The sequence below is a fragment of the Lysinibacillus sp. FSL L8-0126 genome (assembly GCF_038630385.1).
GTDB classification, from domain to species: Bacteria; Bacillota; Bacilli; order Bacillales_A; family Planococcaceae; genus Lysinibacillus; species Lysinibacillus fusiformis_D.
The window spans coordinates 4120428-4147047 of sequence record NZ_CP152028.1; the positions used below are offsets into that span (position 1 = coordinate 4120428).

At 39.5% G+C, this 26620-nt stretch carries 41 protein-coding genes and 1 pseudogene; 15 read left to right on the forward strand and 27 right to left on the reverse strand.

Translation table 11 applies throughout. The features are described 5' to 3' along the window. Positions 1-98 precede the first annotated feature (98 nt). The 3 genes and pseudogenes from MHI34_RS19905 to MHI34_RS19915 form a co-directional block, all read left to right on the forward strand. Complete coding sequence (locus MHI34_RS19905) at positions 99-971, forward strand: DMT family transporter (RefSeq protein WP_342503861.1); 873 nt, start codon at positions 99-101, stop codon at positions 969-971. A 124-nt stretch (positions 972-1095) separates the two neighbouring features. Further along, entirely contained in the window at positions 1096-1293 is a 198-nt protein-coding gene (locus MHI34_RS19910; protein WP_340808884.1) for a hypothetical protein, read from the forward strand. Between the two features lie 38 nt (positions 1294-1331). Continuing rightward, a pseudogene (locus tag MHI34_RS19915) lies at positions 1332-1441 on the forward strand (hypothetical protein); the annotation flags it as partial. A gap of 273 nt (positions 1442-1714) precedes the next feature. On the opposite strand, the gene MHI34_RS19920 reads toward MHI34_RS19915, so the two are convergent. The 5 genes from MHI34_RS19920 to MHI34_RS19940 all read right to left on the reverse strand — a co-directional run bounded on the left by MHI34_RS19920 (position 1715) and on the right by MHI34_RS19940 (position 4749). Then, positions 1715-1924, reverse strand: coding sequence for a hypothetical protein (locus MHI34_RS19920; protein ID WP_089932275.1), 210 nt, complete (start codon positions 1922-1924; stop codon positions 1715-1717). A 22-nt stretch (positions 1925-1946) separates the two neighbouring features. Further along, positions 1947-2498: a DUF1697 domain-containing protein gene (locus tag MHI34_RS19925; RefSeq protein WP_342503862.1), complete on the reverse strand. Its 552-nt coding sequence runs from the start codon at positions 2496-2498 to the stop codon at positions 1947-1949. 94 nt (positions 2499-2592) lie between these two features. Beyond that, complete coding sequence (locus tag MHI34_RS19930) at positions 2593-3630, reverse strand: aminotransferase class V-fold PLP-dependent enzyme (RefSeq protein WP_342503863.1); 1038 nt, start codon at positions 3628-3630, stop codon at positions 2593-2595. A gap of 532 nt (positions 3631-4162) precedes the next feature. After that, positions 4163-4381 carry a hypothetical protein gene (locus tag MHI34_RS19935; protein ID WP_080717073.1) on the reverse strand — a complete coding sequence of 73 codons (219 nt, stop codon included), beginning with the start codon at positions 4379-4381 and terminating at the stop codon, positions 4163-4165. 185 nt (positions 4382-4566) lie between these two features. Then, complete coding sequence (locus tag MHI34_RS19940; RefSeq protein ID WP_342504492.1) at positions 4567-4749, reverse strand: hypothetical protein; 183 nt, start codon at positions 4747-4749, stop codon at positions 4567-4569. Between the two features lie 430 nt (positions 4750-5179). Here MHI34_RS19940 and MHI34_RS19945 point away from each other — a divergent pair, with 430 nt between their 5' ends. The 5 genes from MHI34_RS19945 to MHI34_RS19965 all read left to right on the forward strand — a co-directional run bounded on the left by MHI34_RS19945 (position 5180) and on the right by MHI34_RS19965 (position 8067). Beyond that, the gene (locus MHI34_RS19945) at positions 5180-5800 is read left to right on the forward strand and encodes a hypothetical protein (protein ID WP_101966777.1); all 621 of its coding nucleotides are present in this window, start codon (positions 5180-5182) and stop codon (positions 5798-5800) included. A gap of 151 nt (positions 5801-5951) precedes the next feature. Then, entirely contained in the window at positions 5952-6659 is a 708-nt protein-coding gene (locus MHI34_RS19950) for a DNA alkylation repair protein (protein WP_101966605.1), read from the forward strand. A gap of 100 nt (positions 6660-6759) precedes the next feature. Then, positions 6760-6915, forward strand: coding sequence for a hypothetical protein (locus tag MHI34_RS19955; protein WP_342503864.1), 156 nt, complete (start codon positions 6760-6762; stop codon positions 6913-6915). 5 nt (positions 6916-6920) lie between these two features. Further along, the gene (locus MHI34_RS19960; RefSeq protein WP_271913183.1) at positions 6921-7112 is read left to right on the forward strand and encodes a DUF2975 domain-containing protein; all 192 of its coding nucleotides are present in this window, start codon (positions 6921-6923) and stop codon (positions 7110-7112) included. Positions 7113-7476: 364 nt separating this feature from the next. Beyond that, positions 7477-8067, forward strand: coding sequence for a copper amine oxidase N-terminal domain-containing protein (locus MHI34_RS19965; RefSeq protein WP_058843076.1), 591 nt, complete (start codon positions 7477-7479; stop codon positions 8065-8067). 41 nt (positions 8068-8108) lie between these two features. Here the strand turns inward: MHI34_RS19965 and MHI34_RS19970 are convergent, their stop codons facing one another. Together MHI34_RS19970 and MHI34_RS19975 are read right to left on the reverse strand one after the other, a co-directional pair. Beyond that, positions 8109-8393 carry a hypothetical protein gene (locus MHI34_RS19970; RefSeq protein ID WP_036122715.1) on the reverse strand — a complete coding sequence of 95 codons (285 nt, stop codon included), beginning with the start codon at positions 8391-8393 and terminating at the stop codon, positions 8109-8111. 106 nt (positions 8394-8499) lie between these two features. Continuing rightward, on the reverse strand, positions 8500-9276 hold the full coding sequence (locus MHI34_RS19975; protein ID WP_058843075.1) for an N-acetylmuramoyl-L-alanine amidase: 777 nt from the start codon (positions 9274-9276) through the stop codon (positions 8500-8502). A 362-nt stretch (positions 9277-9638) separates the two neighbouring features. Between MHI34_RS19975 and MHI34_RS19980 the strand changes: the two genes are divergently transcribed. After that, positions 9639-10316: an aminoglycoside phosphotransferase family protein gene (locus MHI34_RS19980; protein WP_342503865.1), complete on the forward strand. Its 678-nt coding sequence runs from the start codon at positions 9639-9641 to the stop codon at positions 10314-10316. Between the two features lie 133 nt (positions 10317-10449). On the opposite strand, the gene MHI34_RS19985 is transcribed toward MHI34_RS19980, so the two are convergent. The 5 genes from MHI34_RS19985 to MHI34_RS20005 form a co-directional block, all read right to left on the reverse strand. After that, on the reverse strand, positions 10450-11271 hold the full coding sequence (locus MHI34_RS19985) for a DnaD domain protein (protein WP_036122725.1): 822 nt from the start codon (positions 11269-11271) through the stop codon (positions 10450-10452). Positions 11272-11374: 103 nt separating this feature from the next. Then, positions 11375-11794 (reverse strand): hypothetical protein, encoded by a 420-nt coding sequence (locus MHI34_RS19990; RefSeq protein ID WP_051891658.1) that lies wholly within the window; start codon positions 11792-11794, stop codon positions 11375-11377. A gap of 102 nt (positions 11795-11896) precedes the next feature. Continuing rightward, entirely contained in the window at positions 11897-12205 is a 309-nt protein-coding gene (locus MHI34_RS19995) for a hypothetical protein (protein WP_036122729.1), read from the reverse strand. Between the two features lie 105 nt (positions 12206-12310). Beyond that, on the reverse strand, positions 12311-12520 hold the full coding sequence (locus tag MHI34_RS20000) for a hypothetical protein (RefSeq protein WP_230593831.1): 210 nt from the start codon (positions 12518-12520) through the stop codon (positions 12311-12313). Between the two features lie 1045 nt (positions 12521-13565). Beyond that, positions 13566-13850 (reverse strand): DUF5316 domain-containing protein, encoded by a 285-nt coding sequence (locus MHI34_RS20005; protein ID WP_342503866.1) that lies wholly within the window; start codon positions 13848-13850, stop codon positions 13566-13568. 242 nt (positions 13851-14092) lie between these two features. On the opposite strand from MHI34_RS20005, the gene MHI34_RS20010 reads away from it, so the two are divergent. After that, positions 14093-14269, forward strand: coding sequence for a hypothetical protein (locus MHI34_RS20010; RefSeq protein WP_036128914.1), 177 nt, complete (start codon positions 14093-14095; stop codon positions 14267-14269). 89 nt (positions 14270-14358) lie between these two features. Beyond that, on the forward strand, positions 14359-14691 hold the full coding sequence (gene csaA / locus MHI34_RS20015; protein ID WP_271913174.1) for a chaperone CsaA: 333 nt from the start codon (positions 14359-14361) through the stop codon (positions 14689-14691). Positions 14692-14703: 12 nt separating this feature from the next. Here the strand turns inward: csaA and MHI34_RS20020 are convergent, their stop codons facing one another. The 4 genes from MHI34_RS20020 to MHI34_RS20035 form a co-directional block, all read right to left on the reverse strand. Next, positions 14704-15588, reverse strand: a complete 885-nt coding sequence (locus tag MHI34_RS20020; RefSeq protein WP_342503867.1) for an AraC family transcriptional regulator — start codon at positions 15586-15588, stop codon at positions 14704-14706. A 506-nt stretch (positions 15589-16094) separates the two neighbouring features. Continuing rightward, complete coding sequence (locus MHI34_RS20025) at positions 16095-16652, reverse strand: isochorismatase family protein (RefSeq protein WP_036128921.1); 558 nt, start codon at positions 16650-16652, stop codon at positions 16095-16097. A 60-nt stretch (positions 16653-16712) separates the two neighbouring features. After that, positions 16713-17351 (reverse strand): O-methyltransferase, encoded by a 639-nt coding sequence (locus tag MHI34_RS20030; RefSeq protein WP_036128923.1) that lies wholly within the window; start codon positions 17349-17351, stop codon positions 16713-16715. Then, positions 17335-17670 carry a hypothetical protein gene (locus MHI34_RS20035; protein WP_036128925.1) on the reverse strand — a complete coding sequence of 112 codons (336 nt, stop codon included), beginning with the start codon at positions 17668-17670 and terminating at the stop codon, positions 17335-17337. Before MHI34_RS20035 ends, MHI34_RS20030 begins: the two co-directional genes overlap by 17 nt. A gap of 145 nt (positions 17671-17815) precedes the next feature. Between MHI34_RS20035 and MHI34_RS20040 the strand changes: the two genes are divergently transcribed. Next, positions 17816-18016, forward strand: coding sequence for a hypothetical protein (locus MHI34_RS20040; RefSeq protein ID WP_036128927.1), 201 nt, complete (start codon positions 17816-17818; stop codon positions 18014-18016). Positions 18017-18199: 183 nt separating this feature from the next. On the opposite strand, the gene MHI34_RS20045 is transcribed toward MHI34_RS20040, so the two are convergent. The 4 genes from MHI34_RS20045 to MHI34_RS20060 form a co-directional block, all read right to left on the reverse strand. Further along, a complete protein-coding gene (locus MHI34_RS20045) occupies positions 18200-18355 on the reverse strand; it encodes a hypothetical protein (RefSeq protein ID WP_170829804.1) in 156 nt (51 codons plus the stop codon). Between the two features lie 140 nt (positions 18356-18495). Then, positions 18496-18678: a hypothetical protein gene (locus tag MHI34_RS20050; RefSeq protein WP_036128929.1), complete on the reverse strand. Its 183-nt coding sequence runs from the start codon at positions 18676-18678 to the stop codon at positions 18496-18498. Between the two features lie 15 nt (positions 18679-18693). Next, a complete protein-coding gene (locus tag MHI34_RS20055) occupies positions 18694-19314 on the reverse strand; it encodes an SDR family oxidoreductase (RefSeq protein ID WP_036128931.1) in 621 nt (206 codons plus the stop codon). Between the two features lie 87 nt (positions 19315-19401). Continuing rightward, positions 19402-19788: a hypothetical protein gene (locus MHI34_RS20060; protein ID WP_036128933.1), complete on the reverse strand. Its 387-nt coding sequence runs from the start codon at positions 19786-19788 to the stop codon at positions 19402-19404. A gap of 237 nt (positions 19789-20025) precedes the next feature. Between MHI34_RS20060 and MHI34_RS20065 the strand changes: the two genes are divergently transcribed. Then, positions 20026-20550: a hypothetical protein gene (locus MHI34_RS20065; RefSeq protein ID WP_036128935.1), complete on the forward strand. Its 525-nt coding sequence runs from the start codon at positions 20026-20028 to the stop codon at positions 20548-20550. 116 nt (positions 20551-20666) lie between these two features. On the opposite strand, the gene MHI34_RS20070 is transcribed toward MHI34_RS20065, so the two are convergent. After that, a complete protein-coding gene (locus MHI34_RS20070) occupies positions 20667-20966 on the reverse strand; it encodes a hypothetical protein (RefSeq protein WP_036128937.1) in 300 nt (99 codons plus the stop codon). Positions 20967-21127: 161 nt separating this feature from the next. Beyond that, positions 21128-21331, reverse strand: a complete 204-nt coding sequence (locus tag MHI34_RS20075) for a hypothetical protein (RefSeq protein WP_170829805.1) — start codon at positions 21329-21331, stop codon at positions 21128-21130. 72 nt (positions 21332-21403) lie between these two features. Between MHI34_RS20075 and MHI34_RS20080 the strand changes: the two genes are divergently transcribed. Then, entirely contained in the window at positions 21404-21712 is a 309-nt protein-coding gene (locus MHI34_RS20080) for a hypothetical protein (RefSeq protein WP_036128940.1), read from the forward strand. Here the strand turns inward: MHI34_RS20080 and MHI34_RS20085 are convergent. The 3 genes from MHI34_RS20085 to MHI34_RS20095 are packed head-to-tail and all read right to left on the reverse strand — an operon-like array spanning position 21706 to position 23580. Next, a complete protein-coding gene (locus MHI34_RS20085) occupies positions 21706-22392 on the reverse strand; it encodes a DUF1963 domain-containing protein (protein WP_036128942.1) in 687 nt (228 codons plus the stop codon). The two genes, MHI34_RS20080 and MHI34_RS20085, sit on opposite strands and share 7 nt — an antisense overlap. After that, on the reverse strand, positions 22382-22957 hold the full coding sequence (locus MHI34_RS20090; RefSeq protein ID WP_036128944.1) for a DNA-3-methyladenine glycosylase I: 576 nt from the start codon (positions 22955-22957) through the stop codon (positions 22382-22384). Before MHI34_RS20090 ends, MHI34_RS20085 begins: the two co-directional genes overlap by 11 nt. 26 nt (positions 22958-22983) lie before the next feature. Further along, a complete protein-coding gene (locus tag MHI34_RS20095; RefSeq protein WP_036128946.1) occupies positions 22984-23580 on the reverse strand; it encodes a class I SAM-dependent methyltransferase in 597 nt (198 codons plus the stop codon). A gap of 122 nt (positions 23581-23702) precedes the next feature. On the opposite strand from MHI34_RS20095, the gene aac(6') reads away from it, so the two are divergent. Further along, positions 23703-24137, forward strand: a complete 435-nt coding sequence (gene aac(6') / locus MHI34_RS20100) for an aminoglycoside 6'-N-acetyltransferase (RefSeq protein ID WP_036128947.1) — start codon at positions 23703-23705, stop codon at positions 24135-24137. Positions 24138-24199: 62 nt separating this feature from the next. On the opposite strand, the gene MHI34_RS20105 is transcribed toward aac(6'), so the two are convergent. After that, on the reverse strand, positions 24200-24391 hold the full coding sequence (locus tag MHI34_RS20105) for a hypothetical protein (RefSeq protein WP_036128950.1): 192 nt from the start codon (positions 24389-24391) through the stop codon (positions 24200-24202). A gap of 457 nt (positions 24392-24848) precedes the next feature. After that, on the reverse strand, positions 24849-26378 hold the full coding sequence (locus MHI34_RS20110) for a right-handed parallel beta-helix repeat-containing protein (protein ID WP_230593995.1): 1530 nt from the start codon (positions 26376-26378) through the stop codon (positions 24849-24851). Positions 26379-26620: the final 242 nt, after the last annotated feature.

The window sequence follows — 26620 nt, forward strand, 5'->3', positions numbered from 1 at the left end:
TATTTGAACAGGACGTACCAGCAATCCTTCTTCCTTAACGGTAGAAGTGCTTTTTCTCCGTTAAGGGCATAGGTATCTATGAAAACGGAGGAAAAAACATGAGAAATAAAAGTATCGGCGCCATCTTTTTATCGCTTGCTGCAAGTATTTGGGGCGCCATGTATGTAGTAGTTAAAGTAGTGGTGGAGGTTGTGCCACCATTGGAGCTTGTTTGGATTCGTTATTTGATTGCGGTGATTGCACTCGGTATTATCGGCATCGTGATGAAGCAATCTTGGACAATCGCTAAAAAAGATTGGTTGATTATTTTTCTTGTTGGTCTCATCGGAAATACGATTTCGATTGTCACGCAAGAAATGGGGACAATGCTCTCCACTGCTCAAATGGGAGCGATGATTACTGCTACAACCCCTGCTTTTATGGTTGTCTTCGCTCGTTTTATTTTGCAGGAAAACATTACGATTAAAAAATGCTTGTCCATCGTCCTCGCGACCATTGGCGTTGGGATCATTGTGGGCAACGGCCAAATCGATATTACACAGCAATTAGGTGGATTCTACTTACTAGTCGCTGCTTTAACATGGGCATTCATGTCGGCATTAGTAAAAAAAGTGCCTAGCCACTACTCACAAATTGTCGTGACAACCTATTCATCTATAGTAGCTGTGATTTTGTTGACACCTTTTATCCTGCCAAGATTAAAGGATTTGGCGCTAACAACTATTTTGCAGCCAACGATTTCAGGCGGCTTGCTTTACTTAGGCATTGTTTCTACAGCGGGTGGCTTTTTATTGTGGAATAAAGGGCTTCAATTAATGAATGCGTCAAGTGGCGGCTTATTTTTCTTCTTCCAGCCCATTGTCGGCACATTTTTAGGCTGGCTCTTATTAGGAGAGACGATAGGACTGTCCTTTTGGCTAGGCTCCCTGTTCATATTGAGTGGTGTTTTTATCGTGATTCGAGATGAATAAATGGACGTGCGTTTCTATTTTATATAGAGACGCACTTTTTATATTGACATCTGGACACTATCTTGGCTAGTCATGTTGACAATTGCAGGCTCATATATTGCAAAAGCCTAAAGGAGCTGATACTATGATTACCTTTTTCGATAACTTAAAGGAACTCGCTTTGTTAGTCATATTAATTGCCAGTATGGTATATCGTCGACAGCTAAAATTAACGAAATGGCAAAGAACACTAACAATTGGTGAATGGACCATGTATATCATGCTTTCGATTGCCTTGCCTCTTTATGCGGTACTTTATATTGCTTTTATTTTGGGCACATAGCAAAATAAAACATCCTATGCTATTTTGGGGAGGATTTTATGTTTCAGACAATGGACCATTTTTTACATTCTTGGACATGTGAAGCTGCTGCTACACAAAAATTGCTTGATTGCTGACGGTTGAATCGCTTCAGCAAACCATAACATCTTTGGTCGCATTGCTTGGAGGAGATTACGGCACATCGAGTCCTATTTTTATAAAACGTTCAAGTGATGATGAAGCAGTAATTGCATAAATTGATTTAGACTTAAACATTTCTATACAGGAAATAAAGAGTTATGCTATAATACATGAGAATACTCAAAGGGTATCAACCAATTCTGAACTGTAGCGATTAACTTCGCTGCAGGTTTTTTTATATGTTGACGAGTTGAAAAAAAGAGAGCAATCATTTAAAAGAAAATGAAAGGGCTCTCTTGTTTTATGTTTCTTTATCTTTTTTCCCCCATTGATAGGGCTTATTTGACCAATTCCACATGAGAATCAACAGATAGATGAAGAACATTAGGCCGATCATCATCATGACATTTTCTCCCCATGTAATCGATTCTTGTTTTCTCCATTGATTGATCGTTCTCACAATGAAATAAGCACAAGGATAGATAAAATAACTTATTTGGTCTCGTCTCAATCTTACACCTCTATTATCCGTCTTACTGGTCAATCATCGTCACAAGCTTGTTCATCGTTTTCCAATTGCGCACCGTTGCAGGTATCTCCAGCTTGTGTAGCTGTTGACCCAGCTTGGCATTGCGGATGCTCTCGTAAAATAACAGATAAACGTCTCTGCCCTTGATGAGACAACGCTCTTTTTCACTTTCGTAGGCTAATAACTTCGCACCATTCACTTCAGTGGGTGCAACTGGTAGCATGGCGACATGGAGACTTTCCCCTGTAGCTGTGGTACTTGCCTCAGCCATATCTTGCTCTGAAAACGGACAATTATGGACGATTGATTGCAGTTCTTCGGCTGTTCTGATTATCACGATACTTGTGATATGGAAAACTGTTTGAATGGTTGATTGTATTTGCTGTTGTAGGTATACCTCAGACTCACTTGATTCAAACAGGATATTGCCGCTTTGAATATATGTCCGAATGTTTTGTAATCCCAGCGGTATAAGCGCTTCTCTTAATTCAGCCATTTTCAATTTATTGTGTCCACCTACATTAATGCCTCTTAAAAATGCTATATATTTCGTCATGCCATTCCACCTTTCCTTTCATCCTCTAGTATAGCAACCTCTAAGGAATAATAGGAAAAAACTGCACCCTTTTATTCCAGGTGCAGTTCACTGATTAGGCTAATTGGTGAATGTCCTCTATCAAGCGATCTACTTGTTCCTTTTTTGTGGCCCAGCTTGTGCAAAAGCGCACAACGGTATGGTTGTCATCAAAGGTTTCCCAAGTAGAGAAGGAATATTTCTCAGCCAAAGCCGTCAGCATGTCGTTTGGTAAAATCGGAAACTGCTGATTGGTTTTCGAATCATAGCGCAATGCAAAGCCTTTGTCGATAAACGCCTGTCGAATTAGCATCGCCATGTCTACAGCATGATGAGAAATAGCCATATAAAGGTCTTCTTCAAATAGGGTTTCAAACTGAATGCCTAATAAACGCCCCTTAGCAAGCAGCCCTCCTCTTTGCTTCATCATGTAGCGAAAATCCCTTTGATACGCAGGATTCACTATTACAACCGCTTCGCCAAATAATGCGCCCATTTTCGTGCCACCAATATAAAAAACATCACAAAGCTTCGCAATCTCTGCTAAGGATAAATCGCTCTCTTGCGCTACAAGCCCGTATCCTAGTCGCGCCCCATCTAAAAATAGCGGTAAGCCACATTCTCGACAAACCTCACTTAAAGCCGTTAATTCCGCCTTGCTATACGTCGTGCCATTTTCTGTAGGATGAGATATGTACACTAAGCCCGGCTGCACCATATGCTCATGCGTGCTATCCTCCCAATGAGCATCATAGCATGCTTTCACCTGTGCCGCCGTTATTTTGCCATCCTCGCTCGGCAATGTCAGCACTTTATGACCAGTGGCTTCAATTGCACCTGTTTCATGCACCGCAATATGTCCCGTATGCGCGGCAATGACTCCCTGATGAGGACGCAAAATAGACGAGATAACAATTGTATTCGTTTGCGTACCACCGACTAAAAAGTGAATATCTGCTTGTTCTGCTGCAATCGCTTTTTTAATATAAGCTCTAGCTGTTTCCGAATGCTTATCCATACCATAGCCAGGTGTTTGCTCCTCATTTGTCGTCACTAATCGTTGCAAAATCTGTGGATGTGCGCCTTCTGCATAATCATTTTCGAATCGTATCATATTGAGTCCCTCCAAAATTCTCTCTATCTATTACTCTATCTTACGCCATATTGCCCCATCTTCGCCATTTGTTTGTTCTTATGATAGGGTGATGCTTCTCATTGTGATGTCCCTTTGTTCGTCCCAAATGAATCGTCATTTTATCAGCATTCACCGATGATTCTGCACAATTAATAGAGATTGTAGAAACAAATGCTCCGAATATTGATTATTTACTGGCTCCTCTATCATTCATAGCGCGTCCTGTGTAAACATCAAGTACTCCTTTAGTACTATCGCTCCGAGTGTCAATTTGGCAAACTAGATGATTGATGCAGAAACAAGACATTTAAGATAACCTTACATATGAATAAAACTGGAGACCAGTCTACTACCGGTTTCCAGCTTTTTCGTGGTGGATGCTTATGCTCCGATTTTGAGATGCTTCCTGACAATTCGGTTATTTTATAACACGCTTTTGGCTGCGTTTTCTTGTGATTTTGCCTTTGAGCGGAATTCCAAGGAAATATAGCAAATTACCTAAACCATTCCTTCATTCCCCTGATGAGCCGCATGAGGAATCGCTAGTGGATGCGCTATAATCAGCACAATGATGGCTTTCCTGTGAGGAAATCTGTGCATCATTTGTTAGAAAATCGTTTGTTGGGTGACTATGGTGTGATTGCTCGCTCGATTTATTGTACGGTTGATTGAGCATACTGACTATACCGACGACAACGATGATCCCAATAAACAAGATAAATAAAGTCATTTATATCAACTCCTCTCAACCATTTTATATATTATACCATTTATTGTTATTGTTTACAGTATACTATGGATTGTTTCTGGATTTCTTTTATTGCTAATGTGTTTTGTAGAAAGGTGGCATTGGTCTAGTGGACGTGAAATGAAAGATAAAATAACACCACAATCACGATGATTGTGGTGTCAGTATTATGATTGCGATTTACGTGTTGCAGATTTTTTCGAGCGAGTACCTTCGTTCGAATTTTTCTTTTGCTCTTGTGTTAAAACATTTTCTTCACGCACATCTAAATCATCTGGACTTAAATCTGTCGCTAATTCTGCCAACTCTGACTGACGTTTATATTGCTTGCCCTTCGACAAAATGATCACCTCCAAGTAGTCTTACATTGCCCTATTTGGTTTGATCTATTCCCAGTACAGTATGAAATGATTATTTCTAGCTAAACTAATTTCACTGTCTGCTGGTTCAAAAGATGGTCATACAGTTGCTCATATAATTTATGGTAGGTCGCAAGGCTATGCTGCTTGGTATAGCACAATTAAGAATCCATGCGGTTTGCTTAAATTGACTATTCCTTTCATGTTCTTCAATGAGCATCGATAGAAGGTGTTCTTGGCGGTACATTTCTTTTATAGAATGTTGTTTTTTCATTGTAAAGATGTCAATTGTACGAGAAAGCGATGCCTAGTAGAATTCTTTTCATTGATAACTTTTAACACGCCAGAAAATCATATACAGTCCCCCTTTCCAATATAATCTATAACATGTCATTGATAAGGAAAGAAGGGCGATGGAATGATGACGATTATCACAAAGCCATCCATTGGCTTAACCCAATTTACAGACTTCACGATGAAGGGAAGTACAGCCAAGACGAAGTTTGTGAAAGATATTAAATATCAGGGAGATTATCATCCAATTAAAGATTATTGGAAGGCATTACGCGATGGTTTAAAAAAATACCATGAACAGGGTTTGCCTGACAATTATTTACTCGATATGATCGATAATGCCCTCCCTGCACGTCAGAAAAATTATCAGGATGTCGTAAAAGCCTATTTAAAATTTTTAAAAAATAAAAATGTTCAGTGGTTTGAACCAGGTAAGGCTAATTGGTATAGTGATGCATTAACGGTGCGTTCCAATCCTGAACTTGGTTTAATCATCGACGATATCCCCTACTTGATTAAGCTGTATTTCAAAGGTAAAAATGAGCGCATTGATAAATATAAATGCCAATCTGCCTTAACCCTCCTGAAAAACTCTCACTACGAAATAGAACACCCTGACACTATTAAACATGCCATTTTAAACGTGCAAAAAGGTCGCTTGCTGACTGAAGATCAGTCGACGGACGATCATCGAATTGCGCTGGAATCCGATGCAGCCCAATTTATGTTTATATGGAATAGGCTCTAACCTCTTCAACCAAGCTAAATCTCCCAAAAGGCATTCATCTAACATAAAATCATTATTATTAGGCGATTTTATCTGTATCCTCCATGACAAATGAGTGTTTGTTATAGGATAATGGGCTTGTGTCTATTAAAGGTAAAGGAAGTGCTACTGGATGAATGCAGAAATGGTGATGCAGGAGCTAGAGGCTCTAGGCAAGGAACGGACGAAAAAAATGTATCTGTCAAATGGTGCACAGGAGCCACTGTTTGGTGTGGCAACAGGAGCTATGAAGCCTATTGCGAAGAAAATCAAAATCAATCAAGCTCTAGCAGAAGAACTTTATGCTACAGGTAACTATGATGCGATGTATTTTGCAGGCGTTATTGCTGATCCCAAAGCAATGACTGTGGAAGATTTTGATCGTTGGATGGATGCCGCTTATTTTTATATGCTTTCTGATTATGTTGTAGCGGTCACGTTAGCGGAAGCCCCTATTGCACAGGAGGTTGCGGATGCATGGATTGCCAGCGGTGAGGAGCTAAGAATGTCAGCGGGCTGGAGCTGCTATTGCTGGCTTTTAGGAAATCGCAAGGATAGCGAATTTTCTATAAGCAAATTAGCCAACATGCTGGAAGTGGTAAAAAATACAATTCATGATGCACCAGCACGCACGAAATCTGCGATGAATAATTTTCTATACACAGTGGCCATTTCCTATGTACCACTTCATGAGCAAGCCATTGAAACGGCACAGGCAATTGGTCCAGTGGAAATGAAAAGAGACAACAAAAAAAACACTACGCTAAATGCTTATGAAACGATTCAAAAGGAAGTAGAGCGAGGCAGACTTGGTTTTAAACGAAAATATGTAAGATGTTAAACACCGTGTCTAATAAGACATCCCTCCCACAAGGATGGATGTCTTTTTTAGATAGAAAACAATGAATTTTAAAATCAAGGTAACCAATGAGGTGCTTTGAATGAAACAGAAACAAAGGGCAACCATTTTCTTGAAAATTGGCACTATTCTGCTAGGTATTTCTGCTTTAGCTTTAGGGCTATGTTGGTTACTTGACATGGCTAATCGAGACGCAGTAGCACATCCCAAATCTGCTTATTTGTCCTATCTTTTTTAATCTATGTGTCTGCTCTATGTGTTCCCTACTACATTACGTTATATCGTCTCTTAATCAACACCGACCAGCATAAAGCGTTCTCGGCATCGTCTGTAAAGGCTTTGAGAACTATCAAATATTGTGCATTCACGATTGTTCTCTTTCTTGCACTGGCATTGCAGCATCTATCATCATGTTTACTGACAAGGAAGACATAACTGGCATTACGATTCGGCATAATCGCTTACGCTGCATCTACATTTTTTCGAGTTGCTCGAAAACCAGTGCCATCCGTCAGAGGCACAGGATATTGGTTTGCCATAAGACATGGGTTTCAACACCCGCTGAAGCAAAATAAATTGGCACTAACAACTTTTAATTGTTAGTGCCAATTTATCGCCTATACATGTCCTACTACTTCCGCTGTTTCGAAAGTTCTTCGTAAAAGGGCTTCATTTTATACGCCACATGCCTATTGCTCTAGTTCCCTCCAATTTTTACAACTATTTTACTATAAAAACATATCAAAATTTACTTTTTAACAGTATAATAATTACATATTTCAATAATAGGAGGGTATTTATGAAGAAATTGGTTTTATTAATGGCGATGTTTACATTATTTCTCGCTACAGCCTCTATTGCGGAAGCGCATCCTGGGCGTTTAGATGGCAATGGTGGGCATAATTGCTCGGACAAGTCCAAAGCGAAAGGGCTTTGTTCAGGCTACCATTATCATAATGGAGGGTCCTCCTCAGGTGGTCAAAGCCAATCTACACCGACACCAAAAGCAACTACAGCCCCAGTGTTGACAAAAGTTGCTGTCTATTTAAATAATGTAAAGCAACATTACACGCCTGGCGCTTATATGAAAAATGGCACAACATTAGTGCCGATGAAGGCCATTTTTGAATCACTTGGAGCAACTGTTGCTTATGAAAGTGCAACGAAAAAAGTAACGGCAACAAAGGGCAGTAAAAAAATTGTGCTTGGTGTGGGGAATAAAATGGCTTATGTTGATGCAAATGGTACTACATCCACTATCGCCCTCAGCCATCCAGCTGAAATTTATCAAGGAACAACGATGGTCCCTCTAAGATTTGTCAGTCAAGCACTTGGTGCAAATGTAACATTTGATGAGGCAGCATTGATTGTTTATATCTCGACCAATTAATGGATAGGGCTTTACAGCAGCATTCCTCAGGATGCTGTTTTTTATTGTTGCTTAAAGTCAAAGTCGTACTTCTTATTGATTTTCCCAGCAATGGTTTCTAAAAATGATGCCACTGTCATATTCTCGACTTCATTTGTATACCATGCTAGTTTCGCACCATAGTTCTTTTTATTATAATTCACTTCTAAGGGCCAGAAATTTTCCGTTTTATAAGTATAATCAAACTTCACATATAATTGTTTCCCCTCTGGACATTCCATTATCACCTTGTACAATGGTTTTTTTCTTTCTTGCTCGAATTTCACTTTTTTTATTTTCGTTAACATCAAAACCCCTCCTCTCTTCTACTACATTCGACAAAACTTTGAAAAAACCTTTATTTAATGAAAAAGGATAAAGCTCGCTTTTGCCTGCAAGCTCTATCCTCCCCAGTTAATTCGCTATAAATTTATCGTAATAACGTTTAAGCATTGTCGCCATTTGTTCCCTCGTGAGAGCGCCTGCCGGATTCATGTTCTGACTGCCGTCACCTCGGATAATTCCTTCGTTAACGGCCCATTCCCATGCCTCTTTATGAGATGCTCCTACTTCTCTGCTTGCTTGTAGGCTAGCTTTTTCAGCTAATAAGCTTTTTAACGTCGCAATTTCTTGTTTCAGCTCATTATATTGTGACACTGTTAATCCCTCCTCAAGTCCATTTTTAATATCTAGCTGGAACTGTGCTTCTGAAATCCCCATACTTTTTAAATAGGCAAAAGGATCTTTGTGTGTGGTACCTCCTAGATTTTCCGTAATCCATCGATGTGACTTAATGCCGTTACCATTGCCATCTAAAACAGTTGGGACCCCTGCCTCTATGGCAAGCTTACGTAACAGCCAAATATACGCTGCATAATCCTTTTTAAACTGTTCCTTATTAGCAGTCCGTGCCAGCTCCACCTGGGCATAGCTATATGGATTTCCTTTTGGACCACAGCCATATTGCACACGATTCACGGGGGCTACTTGTACGATTCGTCCACCACCGCCTACCCAGTGGGATACAAAAGCATTCGCTTTATTTCTATTCATATAGGCAATCTCGTTTTCCAATGCGTTTGGACCAGTATTGCTGCTATTACCTGATTCATGCGCCACCACATATTTTATAGCCGTGAGCGCTTGATTCGGTAACCCTGACATGATCTGTTTTTCAATAACATAACTCATACTACACCACCCTTTCCTATCATTTTTTCGTGAATGACAGCTATGTTATCCATTTCTACTATTTGTGATGTTCAGGGAAAAACGATAATTAATCAGAGGTATTCCTTACGGGGCTTAACAGGTTCTTTTCTTGCATACGACTATTGCTATCATTTCACCTCTCTTTCTGAGTGTGAATGATACAAAGACATTCACTTATAGTTAATAAATGCTCCCATACCAGTGATTTCTAGTTAATTGTGCTCTTTTACTATTTTTTATATATGATTTTTTTACCCCTTCCTACTATCCAAGACATTGACAAAGATTGCTTCCTATAGTATTTTGTATCTTCTAAAATATTGAAAGTGAGGGGATGACATGTGCGTATAGTAGATATATTTCAGCAATTACCAAGCTTAGATGGTTTTACGCAAATAACCGAAGTCCACAAAGGTTATTCTCCTGATACTAAGTATCTCGTAACTGTGGGAGAAACGCGCTTTTTTGTACGATTAGCAAATGTAGCGCATCGTGAAAAACGCAAAAATGAATTTATGTTGCTACAGGAATTAGAAAAACAGGGTGTAAAAACGCATAAAGCGATTGACTATAAGGTGCTGCAAGAAGTCCATTTAACCGCAACGGTCATTCGTTTTTTAGAAGGAATACCCGCGGATGATGTCATCCAGCAATTCACTGACTTTGAGCAATTCCATCTCGGTCTTGCTGCTGGGCAACAATTGAGAAAAATCCATCAAGTGAGTGCTCCGCCAATGCTCAATTGGGAGGCGACACAGCGCAAGAAATTCTCTGCTTATTGGAAGGCATACCAGCAAGGTTCCTATCACATACCACAGGAAGCACAACTATTAAGCTTTATTGAGGCGCATCTGCCACTGCTAAAACATCGACCTGTGACCCTTCTCATGACTTTTATAATCTTGCCTTATTTAGTAGACGTCACAGCATCCCCTACTGCATCGGGCAAATCAATGGCTATTTTTCGGCTACTCCAGACGATACATTTTGGCAGCTTTATGCCTTATATGTGGCAATGACGGTCTTTTCCACCATTGTTTGGACACGCCAATATGACCCACGTTCTTTTGACGATGCGTTAGCAAGAATTCACTTGATATTACAGGATCATGGTGACTTTTCATCAACCAAACCTTTATGGTATTCGGACGATTATATGCTCTCTAATAATGCTAATATTTTTTGACGTTCCGCTGCAAAATCCATTGTTGGCTGTTGATCACATAGTACTTCCTCTTCATGACGCTGATGAAACCACTTCGGAATGATTTCTTGACGTCTGTTAACTTGCTGTCGTGCCATCTGTTGCTTACGTGCTTGAAATCGCTGCTGCTCGATGGCTATATCTTCCATGCTTTTTATTTTTTTGCTATACCAATTTTGCAAAATCTTTTCTACATACCGCCAACGTAATACATTGTGTTCCACTGCTAGCTTCATCGCATGTATAACCATTTCCTCCGTAAAAATAGTGAGCCAATGATGAATTCTCTCACCAATATGGGCAGTTTGTGCACCAAAGCCTTGTTGCTCGTAAAAGTGATAGACAGAGGGTGCAGATTGTTTATCATCATCTATATTTTTTAGTAATTTATTATTTAGTAATTCATTATTTAGTAGTGTGGGCTTTTCCGTTTGTGGTGCTACCGTTGACGCATTTCCCGTTGACGGCATGGCAGCAAGTGCTGGAGCTTCATATACGAGAAACTCCACCTTACGAAACTTACCATCTTTTGTTCTCTCTTGAATTTTTTGAAGATAACCCGTCTGTATCAGTTCGTCTACAATTCGTGCAGTCGCTTCTCGTCCACATTTACTGCGGGTTGCTAAATCGGCAAGACTAAAAGACCAATCATCTGGTAAGGACAGCATATAAGCAAGCAGCCCCTTCGCCTTCCAGCTTAATTGATCATCATTTAAAAATCCCTTGTCCAAGACAACGAAATTCTCCTTTTTGGCTACTCTATAAATCATTATGATCCCCTCTTTCTGTCAAATTCCCTTTCTTATTATATAAAGGGAATTTTTCGAAAAAGGGACATAAAAAAAGAACATGCCACAACAGCATGTCCGAATTTTATTGATAAAGCTCTTGATAAACGATTACTTTTAAAGCAGCAAGCTCTTCATCCGACAATTTTCCTTCAACCATTTGCAGTGCTTCCTCTTGTGTCATCGAGCCATCTTGCAATTTCACACGAATGTCGTTCAGCTCCGTGATCCCCACTTTTTGAATTAATACTTTAGTCGCCTCTTCTTTTGTCGTAAACGGCAATGTACTGCTGTCGACCGTTTTTGCCTCCTCCATATAGGCTTTCAACTGAGGGTCATTTTCAATGGTATTTTTGATTTCTTCCTTTTGTCCGCTGCTTTCTAATTCCGTTGACAACGTATCTACGATTTTTTCAGAGGCAAATTTTGTGCCGAAATGTAACACACCATACCCAGCTACGCCAAGGAAAATAATCATCACTACTAGAAATTTAATGAATCTCAAATTCTCACTCCTTTACTCACGTTCATCATACTATATGGAGCAGGTCGTTGAGAAATAATTCTCCCTAGAAATTATGTAAAAAAACCCCATCAATCGATGAGGTTACTTCACATATTTCAAATACTTTCGCACAAATTCCACAATGTACAGAACTTCCTCCTCTGTCATCGTCAGAAGCTTACAAACACGTTGAAGCCTAGCAGGTGATGTGATTTGCTGGCGAACTTGATGAATATACATATATTTACATTTGCGTGGATTTACTTTATCTCGTATTTGCTTGTAGCGAAGATAAGCATAACGTGCAAAGGCATTGAGCATCTCCCGCTCCTGCTCATCACGCTCTTTCTTTCTGGCAGCCTCATCAATGATGTCCGTGTCAAATGTCCGTGTACCATCTGTTAATTGCATAGTACCACCTCTCTATTACAAATGTACTCATCCACTATTAAATGCAATAAAACGTGTCACACCTAGGGTAGATGTGACACGTTTTATGAATTTTATATGTACCGATTATTGAGAGCGCTTCCTTCTTTGATCTCGCTTCTTCAACATATAGCGCGTGATCCCAAGTGTGATTACAATTTCATTAATTAACAGGAATTGAAAACCATTTGCATGTGCATTGCGCCAATCATAAATACCCCAAATAATTAGTGTCAAAAGAACAACAGCAAGTGTGTATCTAGAAGCTTCTGGGTAATAATCTTTTTCTTCATCCATAGCACGCGACATCCTTTCTATTAGAGGTGAATAGACTCTTATTTTGATGGATAGAACACTTTTTTCAAGCGATAGAACTACTCTGGTTGGAGCGTTCATCTAGATTGATGGATAGAATTCTAAATGTGGTGGATAAAACGCATATATTAATCGATAGAATACTTATTTTGATTGATAAAACTCTTTTTTCGATTGATAGAACTGCTCTGGTTGGATTGTTCATCTAAAATTGATGGATAGAACTCTAAATGTAGTGGATAAAACGCATAAACTGATCGATAGAAACCTTTATTTGAGCGATAGAACTACTCTCAGTGGAGCGTTCATCTAGATTGATGGATAGAATTCTAAATGTGGTGGATAAAACGCATATATTAATCGATAGAATACTTATTTTGATTGATAAAACTCTTTTTTCGATTGATAGAACTGCTCTGGTTGGATTGTTCATCTAAAATTGATGGATAGAACTCTAAATGTAGTGGATAAAACGCATAAACTGATCGATAGAAACCTTTATTTGAGCGATAGAACTACTCTCAGTGGAGCGTTCATCTAGATTGATGGATAGAATTCTAAATGTGGTGGATAAAACGCATAAACTGATCGATAGAAACCTTTTTTTGATCGATAGAACTACTCTGGTCGGAGCGTTCATCCAAATTGATGGATAGAATTCAACATGTGATGGATAAAACACATATATTGAGCGATAGAATACTTATTTTGATTGATAAAACTCTTTTTTCGAGCGATAGAACTGCTCTAAGTGGATTGTTCATCCAAATTGATGGATAGAACTCTAAATGTAGTGGATAAAACGCATATATTGAGCGATAGAAACCTTTTTTTGATTGATAAAACTTCTATGATTGGATTGTTCATCTAGTTTGATGGATAGAATTCAACATGTAGTGGATAAAATGCATAAACTGATCGATAAAACGCTTTTTTTGATTGATAGAACTACTCTAAGTGAATCGAACCACTATTTTGAGCGATAGAACTACTTTGAATGGAGTGTTCGTTCAGATTGATAGATGCTTCAGAGATAATAGGCGAAGATGGCTACAATAATGTTGGGTAAGGCTAATAGTGACGCGTTAGTCATCATGCGATTGCGTTCGTTTCTAGCTTCTTTTGTTTCTGTAGCGAGATTGGCTCGTATTCTATCTCCGCTCGCTATTGCTCCTGACATTACTATCGAGACAAAGATGAACACTCCGCCTAGTATCCCTGAGAGCAAATGCGCTTGCTCGGTACCCCATATGAAGATGGAACATACAACACCTAGAATCGATAATATCGTGCCAATGCCTATATACTTCATTTTCAGCCCCCCTTTATTTTATTATACGGCTAACGTCTTCTATTTGTTTCAATAATTCCAAAAATTACATGCATTATGTAAATGAGAGTGGCCATCCTATTACGTTTTTTTTGCAGGAGGCTTTCTTCCTTTATTACAAAAATACGCTATTTGATTGATGCTTAGTATAGTATGATCGCCAAACGTTCATAGTAAGTATGGTGTGAAATTCACATCGAATCATACGACGGAGGGATCAATTTATGAATGGAATTCGTGAAGGTTTAATCCCTACTATCCTAGGGTCAGCTGTTACTGCTGCTGGATATGCCATGAAGCAAAAGCACGGCTCTAACAAAATGGTGGCCAATACCCTCTTTGGTTTTGGGCTAGCACACATTGTGTTAGGAGCTATTGACCTGGTAGAGCATCGTCGTTAATGAGAGAAGAGCGCTGCATGTGCTCTTCTTTTTTTGAATATTTTTCTATTCAATGATAGCATTGTCATAAAAGAAGAAGGAGTATGATTATGGCTACCATTGAAGATTTTATAGCACTTGATATACGAATTGGCACGGTTATAGAGGCAGAGGAATTGCCAAAAGCGCGTGTTCCTGCGATTAAAATGACCATTGATTTTGGTGAAGAGCTTGGCATTAAACAGTCTTCTGCACAAATTACCAAGCGTTATACACCAGCGCAAATGATTGGGAAGCAAGTAGTGGCAATTGTTAATTTTCCTCCCCGCCGTGTCGCGGGTTTTAAGTCTGAGGTGTTAGTTATTGGTGGGGTGCCTGTAGAGGGCGATGTGATCCTGTTAACACCTGATCAGCAGGTACCAAATGGCACAAAAATACAGTAAAGAGCCTTTGCACTACGCAAAAGGCTCCTTTTTATAAATGGGGATCCATATTTCACTTGTAAATGTTGGGGAGGAGAAATCGGTGCTTGCATGGCGTACGATTTCAGGGCCAGCTACTTGCTCATAGCCAGATGATGGGAACCATTCGGCATAGATGCGGCCCCACATTTCCTGTAGTGTTTGCGGGAATGGTCCGACCGCTTCAAATACGGCCCACGTACACGCAGGTACATCCAACTCTGTAAAGTGGTGGGTAGCTTTTTCTGTTGTGGCTACTCCGATATAATGGTCGAGTTCTCCCTTTTCTTCCATTCTCCCTTCTGAAAAGTTGGTGGAGGCTTGGATTATCCCCTTTGGTTCGATATTGGACAGCTTTTTCAGTTGCTCAATGTCCGCCATTGTCAAAGAGCGAGCCAGCTCTGTTATTGCTTGATTTTCTCCTTGAAAAACAATGGGTACTCTTTTCATGAGTCCGATAATGTGAAATGCTTCTTTTTGCTCGAGTCGGTAATTCATTTCACTACCTCCTTTAATAGTAAGTTGGAAGGTCATCCGTGGAAAAGCTTTCAAGATTTGACCACTTTGCCTCGCCTCAGATGGTGTGATGCCGTGCATTTGCTGAAAGGCTCTCGTAAAAGCATCTGCGGAGCGATAGCCATAACAAATGGCAATATCAAGGATTCTCCTAGAGGAATGAGACAGTTCTAGAGCGGCAAGTGTCAACCGCCTACGACGAATATACTCGGACAACGATACCCCTGCTAGAAAGGAAAACATTCGTTTAAAATGATAGTCCGAGCAATAAGCTATTCTTGCAGCCTCTTTTAAGTCTATTTCTTCTGTTAGATGAGCTTCAATATAAGCTACTGCCTCATTTAATCTTGTTAAAGAATCCATATCCATCACCTTCCTTATCACTACCTTAACAGGCATAACAATACGACATCCGACAATTGATGCACCATTTAGTCGCCTTTCAAAAAATAATCTATCGAACAGGCAAATAACTAACTTTCGAAGCTATTTTCTCATATATATAATAGTGTAAAGCTAATTTTTTAGCCTTACACCTCCTGACTTGATACTTAGGGTCACTGCTCGCACGGTGGCCCTATCCATTGTAACCAGCAATAGCTTACATGTGAATATTTGTAAAACACCCTTATAAATAGAAGAATTCATGATGCAATGTAATTTTTAAATTTTCTGTACATGCCATTTACTACTATTATTAAATATAGCCAAGCGATCCTTTTTCAAGCATACTATGCGCTTTATTTAAGGGGGTCTTTGAATATTCAGGGGCTATGTTTGATACGTTTTAGCATCGTATGTACTGTAGTAGGATGATTTTCAATCCTAATATGAAATGACCAAGAACCTAGATTCTTGGTCATTTTTTGTTAGCGATAATTATTATGTGTTGGTTTAAATAGTGCTTCATCGGCGTTGCGCACAAGTGAGAAATGATCCACATTGTAATGGCCATGTAAAATGTCGTTATGATGTGCAATAATAACTTCTGGTGATAAACAGTCGGAGCCGTTAGTGGAATGACCTTCTGCCACTAATGTGACATCAAAGCCATGAACGGTTGCTGTTTTTACTGCTGTATCCACACAATGCTCGGTTTTACAGCCCATCATCACTAAATGTTTAATGTCATGGGTCTGTAAATAGTCCAGTAAGCCTGTTTTGTAAAAAGCATTCGTTGCCAGTTTATCAAAGAAGACAGCTGTCGTTGGAACTTGGATCGCTGGATGTACTTGAAAGCCTTCCCCTTCGCCACCTGCCACATCTTGGTCACGAACAAAAATAATATGTGCCTGGGCTTCCGCGGCCTTCTGGATGACGGCATTGATTGTCTCCAGTAATTCGTTTTTCTGATAGACGGCTTGTTCATCCTGATTACCCTCGATTAGTTCTTGCTGTGCATCAATCACCACTAGTGCTTGCTTCAAAAGCATCTCTCCCTTATTGTTTGCTAACAATATTTTACCATTAATAGTAAATTAGTTATACTATTTTTTAACTTTGGAAACGGTTATACCATCCCCAATTGGGAGAAGGATGGACTCAAGCTGTGGATGATTAGCGATCGTCACGTTGAATTTTTTCATGATGGCTGTATAACGCTTTGGTGTAGCCTCAGGGTCTACTACACTGCCCCCTGCAAGGACATTGTCTGTCACAATTAATGCACCAGGGTTTGCCAGCTTGATGCACGCCGTTACATAATTTTCATAATTATCCTTATCCGCATCAATAAAGAACAAATCAAAACGTCGTCCATCTGCTACTAGCTTTTCCAGACTGTTTAATGCAGGGCCCGTCAAATAGGTAACCTGCTTCTCAAAGCCTGCCTTGGCAAGATTTTTAGCAGCAAGCTGTGCATAGCTTTCATCTAACTCTAATGAAGTCAATGAACCTTCTGCATCCAATCCTCTTGCCAAACAGATGCCACTATACCCACCGAGCGCACCGATTTCTAATAAAGCCTTAGCCCCTGTAATCGATACAAGCATCGTCAGCAGTTTCCCTGAAGATGGTGACACGGAAATGGCAGGCATGCCTTTTTCTGCAATCGAGGAAATAACATTCTCTAACAGCGTATCCTGCTGATAAAATACCGTATCAATATAGTTATTCATTTGTTTCATGCACATTTTCCTCCTGTCGACTGTCAGCTGCTTCCGTTGTTTCACCTTCCTGAATGTCAAATAACTGGCTAAATTCTTGGATGACCATGTCAATCGCTTTTAATTCCCCTATCAAAATTTGCTGAATCGATTGAAACTCAGGCTGCTCTAATTGCTGTTTAATCGTTGCTCGCTTAACATGTAGCATTTCTAAAAATGAAATGGCCTTGCCTCGTCGGAATGTTTTCGCTCCTCGCTGTGCTGTACCATCCATGCCTCTATGACGTCCTCCACGGTGATGTCCTTCTCGCATATGTTCTCTAAATCCAGAACCTCTCATTAATAAAAATCCTCCTTTTGTATACAAATGTATACATTTATTTAAACTAATTGTATACATTTGTATACGAAATGTCAATTAACATATTGCTTTGCTAGTCAGACATATGCTAGAAAATAGGCAGGTGGAAATGGAGGTCAGTTGATTGAAAAGGATTATAAAATATGTTTTGGGAATCGGTACTTTATTGATACTGTCAGGCATATTTTTGATTGGGGCACAATCTCACTATAATCAGCAGGAAATTAAGATTGCTAGTAAGCTATGTCTTGAAAATGGAGGCCAGCCAAAAATCGTACGAGATTATTTGGCATTGAATTATTCCTTTTCATGTCGAAAGGACTGAGGTTGTACATAATGCAGGCAGTGGTATGCTAGAAATTCTAATCTATTTCTCGGGCAAATGGCTAGCGAACAAAATTACTTTTTCATATGTATAGTAGTGTAAAGCAAATCTAGCCTTTCCAAAGCTCTCCTGTTTTGAGGTCACTTTCCCCTGAAGGTGGCCTTTTTGCCATTAAAAAAGACGTCATGTAGACGCCTTTAATGTTTGATCGATATCCTCAATCAACCTATCGACTTGTTCCTTTGTGATCTTGATGACATATAATTCTGTCGTTTCGATTCCATCATGGCCTGTTAGGTGTTGAGGATATTGACAGTTATTTGATATTTCTTTGTCCATACAATCACCTCTTCAATGATATATTCGACATAAAGTATAGCAAACCTTCTATAAAAAGGAAAATATCAGTATATTTTTTCACTCATTTTGAATATTGGATTGACTGCTGGTATGAAAAGAAGTTAAAGCAATAAGTTCATTTAGACTATTTGCTTACCAAATTTCGCAATTTTTTTGAGATAGAATGTACCCATAAAAACTAGAATACTGCCATAGATTTTCAGCATCACATTTCTAACAGACGCCTCTTCAATCGTTGTACTGAGGAATGTAAGTCCCACGACAATGATAACCATACCAATGATGGCATGAATAATTTTCATCTCTCATTCCCCTTTTTAATACGCAATACCTACCCGTGTCTTCAAAAATTCCTCGCTAAAGATTTGTTGATAGGCAAAGTCTGCAGTATCTGCTACTGAAATTTGAGTGCCACCCTCTGGCAAGAAATCACGTTCGATTCGGTAGTTCCCTGTCCAAGCTCCTTTAGGTAGATAAGTAGGACAGACAATCGTCCAGTCCCTATCAGACTGCTGTAATTGTTCGAATACATGTTGGTGCTCCTGTGCGGCAAACGTGGATTTTTGTTTAGATTCAGTCGATTGATAGCGGAGAATCGTCGGTGTAACACGACTTTGTAAAATCCCTGCTGTTCCGATTGTAATGATTCTTTTCACCTGTTGTTGTGTCATCGCCTCAAGTATCAACGGTAAACTCGCCGATAATGTATCGCGACCATCTGTATTTAATGCACTGACCACCACGTCCACATTAACCATTGCCTGCTCAACATCCTGCCTATTTAAAACATTTCCTTGAATAACACGCAGCTGTTGATGATTTTGCTGTATTTTATCAGGATCACGGACCAATATAGTGACCTCGTGCTGATCCTTTAATGCCAGCTCAACTAGATGGCTACCTACACGTCCACTCGCCCCTAATACTAAGATTTTCATTGATCTCACCTCTTTTCTTATTATAGCATGCTTTAATTTCCCTTTATATGTAAAAGGAGACACTATCCCATGTGCCTCCCTCTCAGCTCATTTAGCCTCTATTAGCTGGACATTAACCATAAATAGAGGGATATTGTTTTTTCTGGCTAGCTCGTCGATGATGGATTGAATCTCACTTTCTGTACTTACATCAATTTCTTCACCATTGTGTAATTGAATCGTGATGACCTGATGTTCTGGCGAGTCTATTAAATAGCCAACCGTACTATCAGGGGCGTAGCCTACCTCTCGTATCGCCTGCAACACCTTTTTCGTAAAATCTGTAGTCTGTAATTTTTGGCCAAGCTCCTCTGCATAGGGAGTTGGACTATTCGTACTGGTCGCTGTGGTTAAAGGCTGCCTTTGTACAATTAGCAATGAGATCACTACTATTAAGCACATGAAAAGAAAGAAGATTTGCAGTATTCTCTTCATACATTCACTCCATTTCTTCATGAAATTAACAGGCGGAAGTCTAGCAATCTTTTCTCCTGAAAACTGTTAGGGTTATCACAATTATCTATGGCTATCTCTCTCTTGATTTTTCAAAAAATAATTTTAAGCTGTCGCAGGGGGCAATTACCAAGAAGTATCGTTCATCATTTCATAGATTATAAGTGTAAAGGTTAGCGCTACCATTACTAAAAAACTAACAAAAAGGGAGATTAAAAGATGCAAGATAGTAGATTTAGCCATTATATGAATTGGAATAAGAAAAAAGAAAAGTGCTGTGAACAGTATGTAAAATGTAATTGTCATTTACAGAAGAAATGTGAGCACAAAGTAGAAGAATGCAAGTGCAAGCATAAATATGACCAATATAAATGGGAACATAAACAGGATGGATGCAAGTGTTGGCAAAAAAATGAGCCATGTCAGCGGGAACAAAAGCATAAGCACTGCCATTGCAAAAAAGAGGAAAAATACTGTGATGAAGAAGATTATTACTACGAGGCGGAGCATGCTAAAGATCACCACTGTAAAGGCTGTATTTGTCATCAATTAAAATGCCTGTCTACTGGGGCTTTCGTAGATGTTATTTTAGCAGGTGGCGGTAGCTTCGCGGGTATTTATTTTATCAGCTTAGATCCTAAAACTTGCTGTGCAACATTCTTTGAGGTAGCCGGTGCAGCCGCGTCACCACTCATCATCGATTGCCAACAAATTATCGCCATTAGAAGTGCCAATCTAGCGTAAATGTTTGAACGCCCTGTTGGATACCAATTCATATACTATAAATCCTACCACTACTAGCAAATTTGATCTTCTGCCAGGTTATTTGACTCAAACCTGGCAGAATACATTTTTTTCTATTATGCATTCACAATCACTTTGACAATGGGCTCTAGTTTTCCTCTATTGACATCGCCAAGATAATCAACATCTACTACAACAGCTCGTGGCTCAAAACGTTGAATACATTCTATGAGGCGAGTTGTGTTCAGCTTCTTTATACGTTGGAAGGGTTTACGAGTTTCACACTTGATCGCATATTCTCGAAGCGGACAAGGGATCGTAAACGTTGATAAAATAAATGCTACATTTTGTAAAATACCTTCCACTCCCGTAGCATTTCCATTAACATTACTTAAAGCCGTTACTTGATGTGTCATACTATCAACCTTTCTTCTACGTTCATACAGTTTAATTGGCCTTGGAAAAAGAGCACTTTGTTATTTATGCGGGCAAATCAAAAATTATGAACATTTGTTTTTATGTACCCTCAGTTATTTTTATTCAAACAACCTCTTCGTTGATAGTTTGACAGACAAGCTTAGCGCGTAATGGCATAGTATACAACATACAACCAGCTAAAACAGCCATGGATGATTGCCCAAATAATCGAATGATGGACACTCCATGAAATCGTTATCGCTAAAACTGAACCAAAGCCAATGCCATTTTTTACGACCGTTTTATGCTCCACTCTTTTCACCTTCTTTGTTCTTTTCACCTCTCCATCTTGCCAGCGCAACATGTTTTCCTCCTATCGTCAATGATGTTTATGCATAAGCGAACAAGGGCATCCTGAAAGAAAGGATGTGATGTTATGACCATTTTCATGCTGGCTACCACCATTGTGATCCCGAGCCTTATGGTTTATCTACAGCTCAAATGGGCGATCTTTCGCCTGCTGTTCAACATAGTAGGAATCATCGCTGCCATACTTTTCAGCACGATTGCTGCTACTTCTATAACGCACATTATTCTTGAGGATGCGGTTTTTATGACAACGATTCATGCGGTTTTCTTAAACCCTCTTTTTCTATTGACAGGAGCGTATCTCGGCTTATACTTGATTAACCGAATCATCGATTGGACCGTTCGTGAAAAAGGCAAGCCCTCTTCCCTTCAGTAGAAATCGCAATAGACGCGCCAAGTCTGCGTTGTTGGATTGTAGAAAAAATAAAAATTGCCATGATCCACAATGTTCAATCGTGCCTTCGCATCCGAGGCAATTTGGAGGACAAATGGTGTATCCTCTCCAAAATCATAGCCACTCTGACAGAAGCTTGGGTAGCCACCGATTTTATGAAGCGGATAAAGGTCTTCTACGATATCCTCAAAATATTCTAGCTCCTCTTCACGCTCCAAGGTCAAAATATCTTCTTCTATTTGAAGCGGTATACCTCCCCCATCCCATACTGGATAGTCATTCGTAATAAGCTTTGGTTGGAGAGGAAATGCACGAATGCCATCATGCTGCCATTCACGCTTTACTAAACCTTCCAATGTCGTGTATGTTCTAATATGAAAATAAGGACTAAGATCATCCTCCATTAGATGATCCAAAAGACGTTCATCGACAAACAGTGTGACTAATTGAAAAGGCTTTAGCGCTGCTGGTACATAGGGTAGATCTTTTAAAAAGAAGGTAGCAAGCGGCTGATAGCCAGATGGTGGTTGTTCCTCCTCTGGTAAAGACCAGCCGACATAGCCAATCCAGCTTTCCAATAAATCATGTGTCGGTCGAATACCACCTGTTTGAAAAATCGTGGCCTGCTTTGCTAGTTGCGCACGAATATATTCAATTGTCATGCGCTAGCTCCTTCTGGCGACAGCAGCAGTCCGTTGTATGATCATTCACCATGCCAACTGCCTGCATAAAGGAATAGCAAATCGTGCTACCGATAAATTTAAAGCCGTCCTTCTTTAATTGCTTGCTCATACGATCACTAATTTCTGTCGTCACAGGTACATCTTTTATAGATGCCCATTCATTCATCAATGGCTGGTGATCAACAAATCCCCAAATATAGTCAGAGAATGAACCGTATTTTTCCTTGATTTGTAGATAGGCTTTAGCATTTGTCACCACACTAGCAATTTTTAATTTATTGCGCACGATTCGTGTGTCTTGCTGTAATGCCTGTAGCTTGTCCTCTGTATAATGTATAATTTTTTCCACATCGAATTGATCAAATGCCTCACGGTAGCCTTCACGCTTTTGTAAAATCGTCCACCAGCTTAGCCCTGCCTGTGCTCCCTCTAGACAAAGCATTTCAAATAAATGCTGATCATCATAGACTGGCACTCCCCACTCCTTGTCATGGTATGCCACATACAAAGGCTCATCTAACTTGACCCAATCACATCTTTTCATTTTATTCCCTCCATTTTATGTATCTCTTACTTAATGGCTGTCATACAGAGCCACCCTTTACTCGATTTTTCCGTAACATAGACTGTTTGAAAACCTGTACGTTCTAATAATTGCTTCATAGCAGCTGGTGTTTGATAAGCTTCCATATGGTAATTCATTTTATATAGCTCTGCTATAATAATAAATTTTCCTCCGTTTTTCAGCACCCGCCATACTTCCTTGACATCCTGTTCTAATGATGGCCAAAAATAATGTGTTTGAAAGGCTGTAATGGCATCAAAAAATTGATCCTCGTATGGGATGCTTGTCACACTCGCCTCTTTAACCACTACTTTGCCACTGGCGACATGTGCTTCATTCAGCTTGATGGATTCCTTCACTGCCTGCTCAGAAATATCTATACCATAGATTATACCATTTGGATTCAAATTGGATAGAATTTGAAGCGTTTTTCCGCCCCCGCATCCAATGTCTAACACACAATCCCCATCATTGATGGCGCCTTGCCGAATGAGCCATGCATACATACCTCGATGGGCAATATTCATTATCCGTAGCATCCATGAGCCAATCCAGCCATTAGGTTTTTTCGCTTGTTCAATTAACGTTTGTAAGAGTGACATTCAGTAGATTCCCCCTTTTTCAGTACTGGTGTTAAAATAGAAAATGTAACATTAGTGGAAGCTCTTACTAGTTTGTACGTGCTAAAAATCGTTTCGTTTCATTTTTTTCCAGGGGGGATTGTATGATCAAACAAGCAACACAACCGGATGCTCTAGCAACAGCCACATTAGCCTTACTGCTTTGGCCCAATCATTCACTAGAGGCATTTGCCGAACAGATGGCTCAGCTCTTAAAGGAAGACAACGCCGCTATTTTTCTAGCCTATGACCAGGCTAAAGCCATTGGATTTGCTCAATGCCAATTGCGAACGGATTATGTAGAAGGTACTAACTCTAGCCCTGTAGGTTATTTAGAAGGTCTTTTCGTCATGGCAGATTATCGACAGCAAGGCTATGCAAGACAGCTTGTAGCGCACTGTGAGCAATGGGCAAAGAACAAAGGCTGTCAAGCATTTGCTAGTGACTGTGAATGGCATAATGAAGAAAGTTTACGCGTCCATCTACAACTCGGTTTTACAGAAGCCAATCGCATTATCTGCTTCACAAAAAAATTATAAAAATGGCTGACAAAAAAATCACAGGTGCTTTGTGTAGCTCACCTGTGATTTTTCGATACTTTTTAGTTTAGATATGTATTGTTGGAAATATTTCGTTCGCGCTCATCTATGATTAAATGGATCATTAATGCGAGTTGTTGTTCGATTCGCATATTGTTTAAATGTAAGATATCAGCAATCACATTCTTTTGCTTTTCTGCTAACTCAATCCCCTCTAGCAGCAACATAATTTCTTCCTTTGTCAGCCCAAACATACACATATCACCCCAATATCTCTGTCATTTTATTATTGTAAAATCATTACACACATTTCTCAAATAACGTATAATTATCTTATCACATGAACCATTTTTACTAATTATAGGATAAAACATCGTAAATAATCAATCTCTTATCGATTATTACTTAATAATTTTTTTACATTTTATTTATACTTTATTATTTTTATCATAACTTTTACAAGGAATTGTATAGCTTTTCCATTAAAATATTCAAAATATTACAGAAATCGCAGGATGACATCTATTCTATTATAAAAATAATCATGCATTTTGTCGAATTATCGTGTTCTTTTGCACAAACTCAAGGTTTTTCAACTGTGCAAACATATTCCTTTACCCACTTTTCACATGAATAAAACCTATTTTCTCCATTCCATAAAAAAAGTAATTTCAAAATTGAAACTACTTATCTTATTTGTATAATCGGCTTTTATATTATTTTTTTAATATCATGTTTCGGGATTTCTATCTTATGGTCTTTCATCACCTGCATACCCTCAATTGAGGAAACCTTGGACGCTGCATCCTTTTGCCATGTCCCTGTATGAACTTGCCCTTGCACAAATAATTGACTATTTTCCTGGACCACAGCTGGAGCCTTTACTGCATGAATATCCGTATGACGCATCTCCATTAATGATTTATTGGACAATGCTAAAAATGGTCGAGCTGCCTCATCCACCGTACAATGTTCAATACGTCCCATTGATTGATCTGACCAAATCATGGCATAAGGACTTTCTTGACCGTCTTTAAAATAGCTATGGGCTACTTCAAAAATGGCATCAATACAAGTAATGCCATTTCCTTGCATTTGTTCAAAGGTACAATACTGTGTAAACAAACGGGCATTGTTTATATAGATGTGATGGCTTTGCAGCTCTCGAATCATTGTATGTTGCATCATAATCTTGGCATGATCATTGCCATAAATACCACCCGATTGTCCAAATTGAATGGTAGATTGACGAAGCTGAAGTCCACTGGCATCCACAATGATATGGAATTGCTGATGATTTTGAATTTGACATTCCGTCAACGAAACATCTGCTTCGTCGACAATCGCTACACCCACAGCCATGCCATTTCGGATGTGGCATTTACGAAATTCTACCTGGCTATTTTCAATCAAAATCTGTGCCTTCACATGTCGATAAAATTGACAATCATATAACTTCGCTTCCGTTTTTTCACCAAGGTAAAGACCGTGACCTTGCCCATCTGAAAAGATTGAATCAGCGATCATTAGCTCACTGCGGTGGACAACCATATTCGTATCGAGATGCTCTTTTATTTCACAGCCATCCATCCGCAAAGTTGTGCCATCAAATAGCTGAATTCCTACCCCTTGCCCCTGATGAACCAGACAATTCGTCATAGCCATTTCACTCGCTGCTGCAATAATTTGGGCCTTGGCATGCCCATGAATCTCACAATCCTCCAGCACCATCTTCACATGACGAATGGCAAAAATACCATGCTTTTTCCCCTCCAGCAGCATACAATTCGTCAACGTCAGCTCACAATTTTGGGCAATGATTTGGGCCTTCACATGATGCTCAAATGTCGTGTCAACGAGGATCACACTTGAACCATTTGCCACCCGCAGCCCAAAATGATTTAGCGATGTCGCCAGCACAGCACAATTTTTCATCAGCAAACTACCATAGCTCACCATCATCTGTGTCCGAATCAATTGCTCCTCAATAATACAGTTTTCTAACTGTAAATCCCCTTTGATATATAGCCCTTGACCTTGCCGAAACCGTAAATTCCGCATATCCACATGGGTTTGATAGCGAATAAAAACGCCACCCTTGATGGTCACATTCCCAACCCCATACAACGTCAGCCGCTTGGAAATATCCAAGCTCTCCTCATAAATCCCATCCCGAATCTCAATCATATCACCAGGCATTGCCTCTTCAATTGCCTGCCCGATACTTTGATACCGATGCATAATACTCCTCTTCACCACAAGTACAGCCATTTGCACACTCCTTAGCCTAAAAAATGATCGTACCCTATTTATATACCGAACATGCTTAGGGTTATTCAATTTTGTGCAAAATTGCTGCAATATGCATGCATTCACATGAAAGGTTTGACATTTTAATGAATGTGTACGGTTTTGGGGAATAAAAAATGAACAGCGATTGTAGGCGCTGTTCATTTTTATAGGGTAAGGATATTTTAGTTTTA

Bases quoted from the DNA above. Each gene is read 5' to 3' on its own strand.
- MHI34_RS19905 (WP_342503861.1), top strand. From the start codon at position 99: ATGAGAAATAAAAGTATCGGCGCCATCTTTTTATCGCTTGCTGCAAGT.
- MHI34_RS19910 (WP_340808884.1), top strand. From the start codon at position 1,096: ATGATTACCTTTTTCGATAACTTAAAGGAACTCGCTTTGTTAGTCATA.
- MHI34_RS19925 (WP_342503862.1), bottom strand. From the start codon at position 2,498: ATGACGAAATATATAGCATTTTTAAGAGGCATTAATGTAGGTGGACAC.
- MHI34_RS19930 (WP_342503863.1), bottom strand. From the start codon at position 3,630: ATGATACGATTCGAAAATGATTATGCAGAAGGCGCACATCCACAGATT.
- MHI34_RS19935 (WP_080717073.1), bottom strand. From the start codon at position 4,381: ATGACTTTATTTATCTTGTTTATTGGGATCATCGTTGTCGTCGGTATA.
- MHI34_RS19945 (WP_101966777.1), top strand. From the start codon at position 5,180: ATGACGATTATCACAAAGCCATCCATTGGCTTAACCCAATTTACAGAC.
- MHI34_RS19950 (WP_101966605.1), top strand. From the start codon at position 5,952: ATGAATGCAGAAATGGTGATGCAGGAGCTAGAGGCTCTAGGCAAGGAA.
- MHI34_RS19955 (WP_342503864.1), top strand. From the start codon at position 6,760: ATGAAACAGAAACAAAGGGCAACCATTTTCTTGAAAATTGGCACTATT.
- MHI34_RS19965 (WP_058843076.1), top strand. From the start codon at position 7,477: ATGAAGAAATTGGTTTTATTAATGGCGATGTTTACATTATTTCTCGCT.
- MHI34_RS19970 (WP_036122715.1), bottom strand. From the start codon at position 8,393: ATGTTAACGAAAATAAAAAAAGTGAAATTCGAGCAAGAAAGAAAAAAA.
- MHI34_RS19975 (WP_058843075.1), bottom strand. From the start codon at position 9,276: ATGAGTTATGTTATTGAAAAACAGATCATGTCAGGGTTACCGAATCAA.
- MHI34_RS19985 (WP_036122725.1), bottom strand. From the start codon at position 11,271: ATGATTTATAGAGTAGCCAAAAAGGAGAATTTCGTTGTCTTGGACAAG.
- MHI34_RS19995 (WP_036122729.1), bottom strand. From the start codon at position 12,205: ATGCAATTAACAGATGGTACACGGACATTTGACACGGACATCATTGAT.
- MHI34_RS20000 (WP_230593831.1), bottom strand. From the start codon at position 12,520: ATGGATGAAGAAAAAGATTATTACCCAGAAGCTTCTAGATACACACTT.
- MHI34_RS20005 (WP_342503866.1), bottom strand. From the start codon at position 13,850: ATGAAGTATATAGGCATTGGCACGATATTATCGATTCTAGGTGTTGTA.
- MHI34_RS20010 (WP_036128914.1), top strand. From the start codon at position 14,093: ATGAATGGAATTCGTGAAGGTTTAATCCCTACTATCCTAGGGTCAGCT.
- csaA (WP_271913174.1), top strand. From the start codon at position 14,359: ATGGCTACCATTGAAGATTTTATAGCACTTGATATACGAATTGGCACG.
- MHI34_RS20020 (WP_342503867.1), bottom strand. From the start codon at position 15,588: ATGGATTCTTTAACAAGATTAAATGAGGCAGTAGCTTATATTGAAGCT.
- MHI34_RS20030 (WP_036128923.1), bottom strand. From the start codon at position 17,351: ATGAAACAAATGAATAACTATATTGATACGGTATTTTATCAGCAGGAT.
- MHI34_RS20035 (WP_036128925.1), bottom strand. From the start codon at position 17,670: ATGAGAGGTTCTGGATTTAGAGAACATATGCGAGAAGGACATCACCGT.
- MHI34_RS20045 (WP_170829804.1), bottom strand. From the start codon at position 18,355: ATGGACAAAGAAATATCAAATAACTGTCAATATCCTCAACACCTAACA.
- MHI34_RS20050 (WP_036128929.1), bottom strand. From the start codon at position 18,678: ATGAAAATTATTCATGCCATCATTGGTATGGTTATCATTGTCGTGGGA.
- MHI34_RS20055 (WP_036128931.1), bottom strand. From the start codon at position 19,314: ATGAAAATCTTAGTATTAGGGGCGAGTGGACGTGTAGGTAGCCATCTA.
- MHI34_RS20060 (WP_036128933.1), bottom strand. From the start codon at position 19,788: ATGAAGAGAATACTGCAAATCTTCTTTCTTTTCATGTGCTTAATAGTA.
- MHI34_RS20065 (WP_036128935.1), top strand. From the start codon at position 20,026: ATGCAAGATAGTAGATTTAGCCATTATATGAATTGGAATAAGAAAAAA.
- MHI34_RS20070 (WP_036128937.1), bottom strand. From the start codon at position 20,966: ATGACACATCAAGTAACGGCTTTAAGTAATGTTAATGGAAATGCTACG.
- MHI34_RS20075 (WP_170829805.1), bottom strand. From the start codon at position 21,331: ATGTTGCGCTGGCAAGATGGAGAGGTGAAAAGAACAAAGAAGGTGAAA.
- MHI34_RS20080 (WP_036128940.1), top strand. From the start codon at position 21,404: ATGACCATTTTCATGCTGGCTACCACCATTGTGATCCCGAGCCTTATG.
- MHI34_RS20085 (WP_036128942.1), bottom strand. From the start codon at position 22,392: ATGACAATTGAATATATTCGTGCGCAACTAGCAAAGCAGGCCACGATT.
- MHI34_RS20090 (WP_036128944.1), bottom strand. From the start codon at position 22,957: ATGAAAAGATGTGATTGGGTCAAGTTAGATGAGCCTTTGTATGTGGCA.
- MHI34_RS20095 (WP_036128946.1), bottom strand. From the start codon at position 23,580: ATGTCACTCTTACAAACGTTAATTGAACAAGCGAAAAAACCTAATGGC.
- MHI34_RS20105 (WP_036128950.1), bottom strand. From the start codon at position 24,391: ATGTTTGGGCTGACAAAGGAAGAAATTATGTTGCTGCTAGAGGGGATT.
- MHI34_RS20110 (WP_230593995.1), bottom strand. From the start codon at position 26,378: ATGCATCGGTATCAAAGTATCGGGCAGGCAATTGAAGAGGCAATGCCT.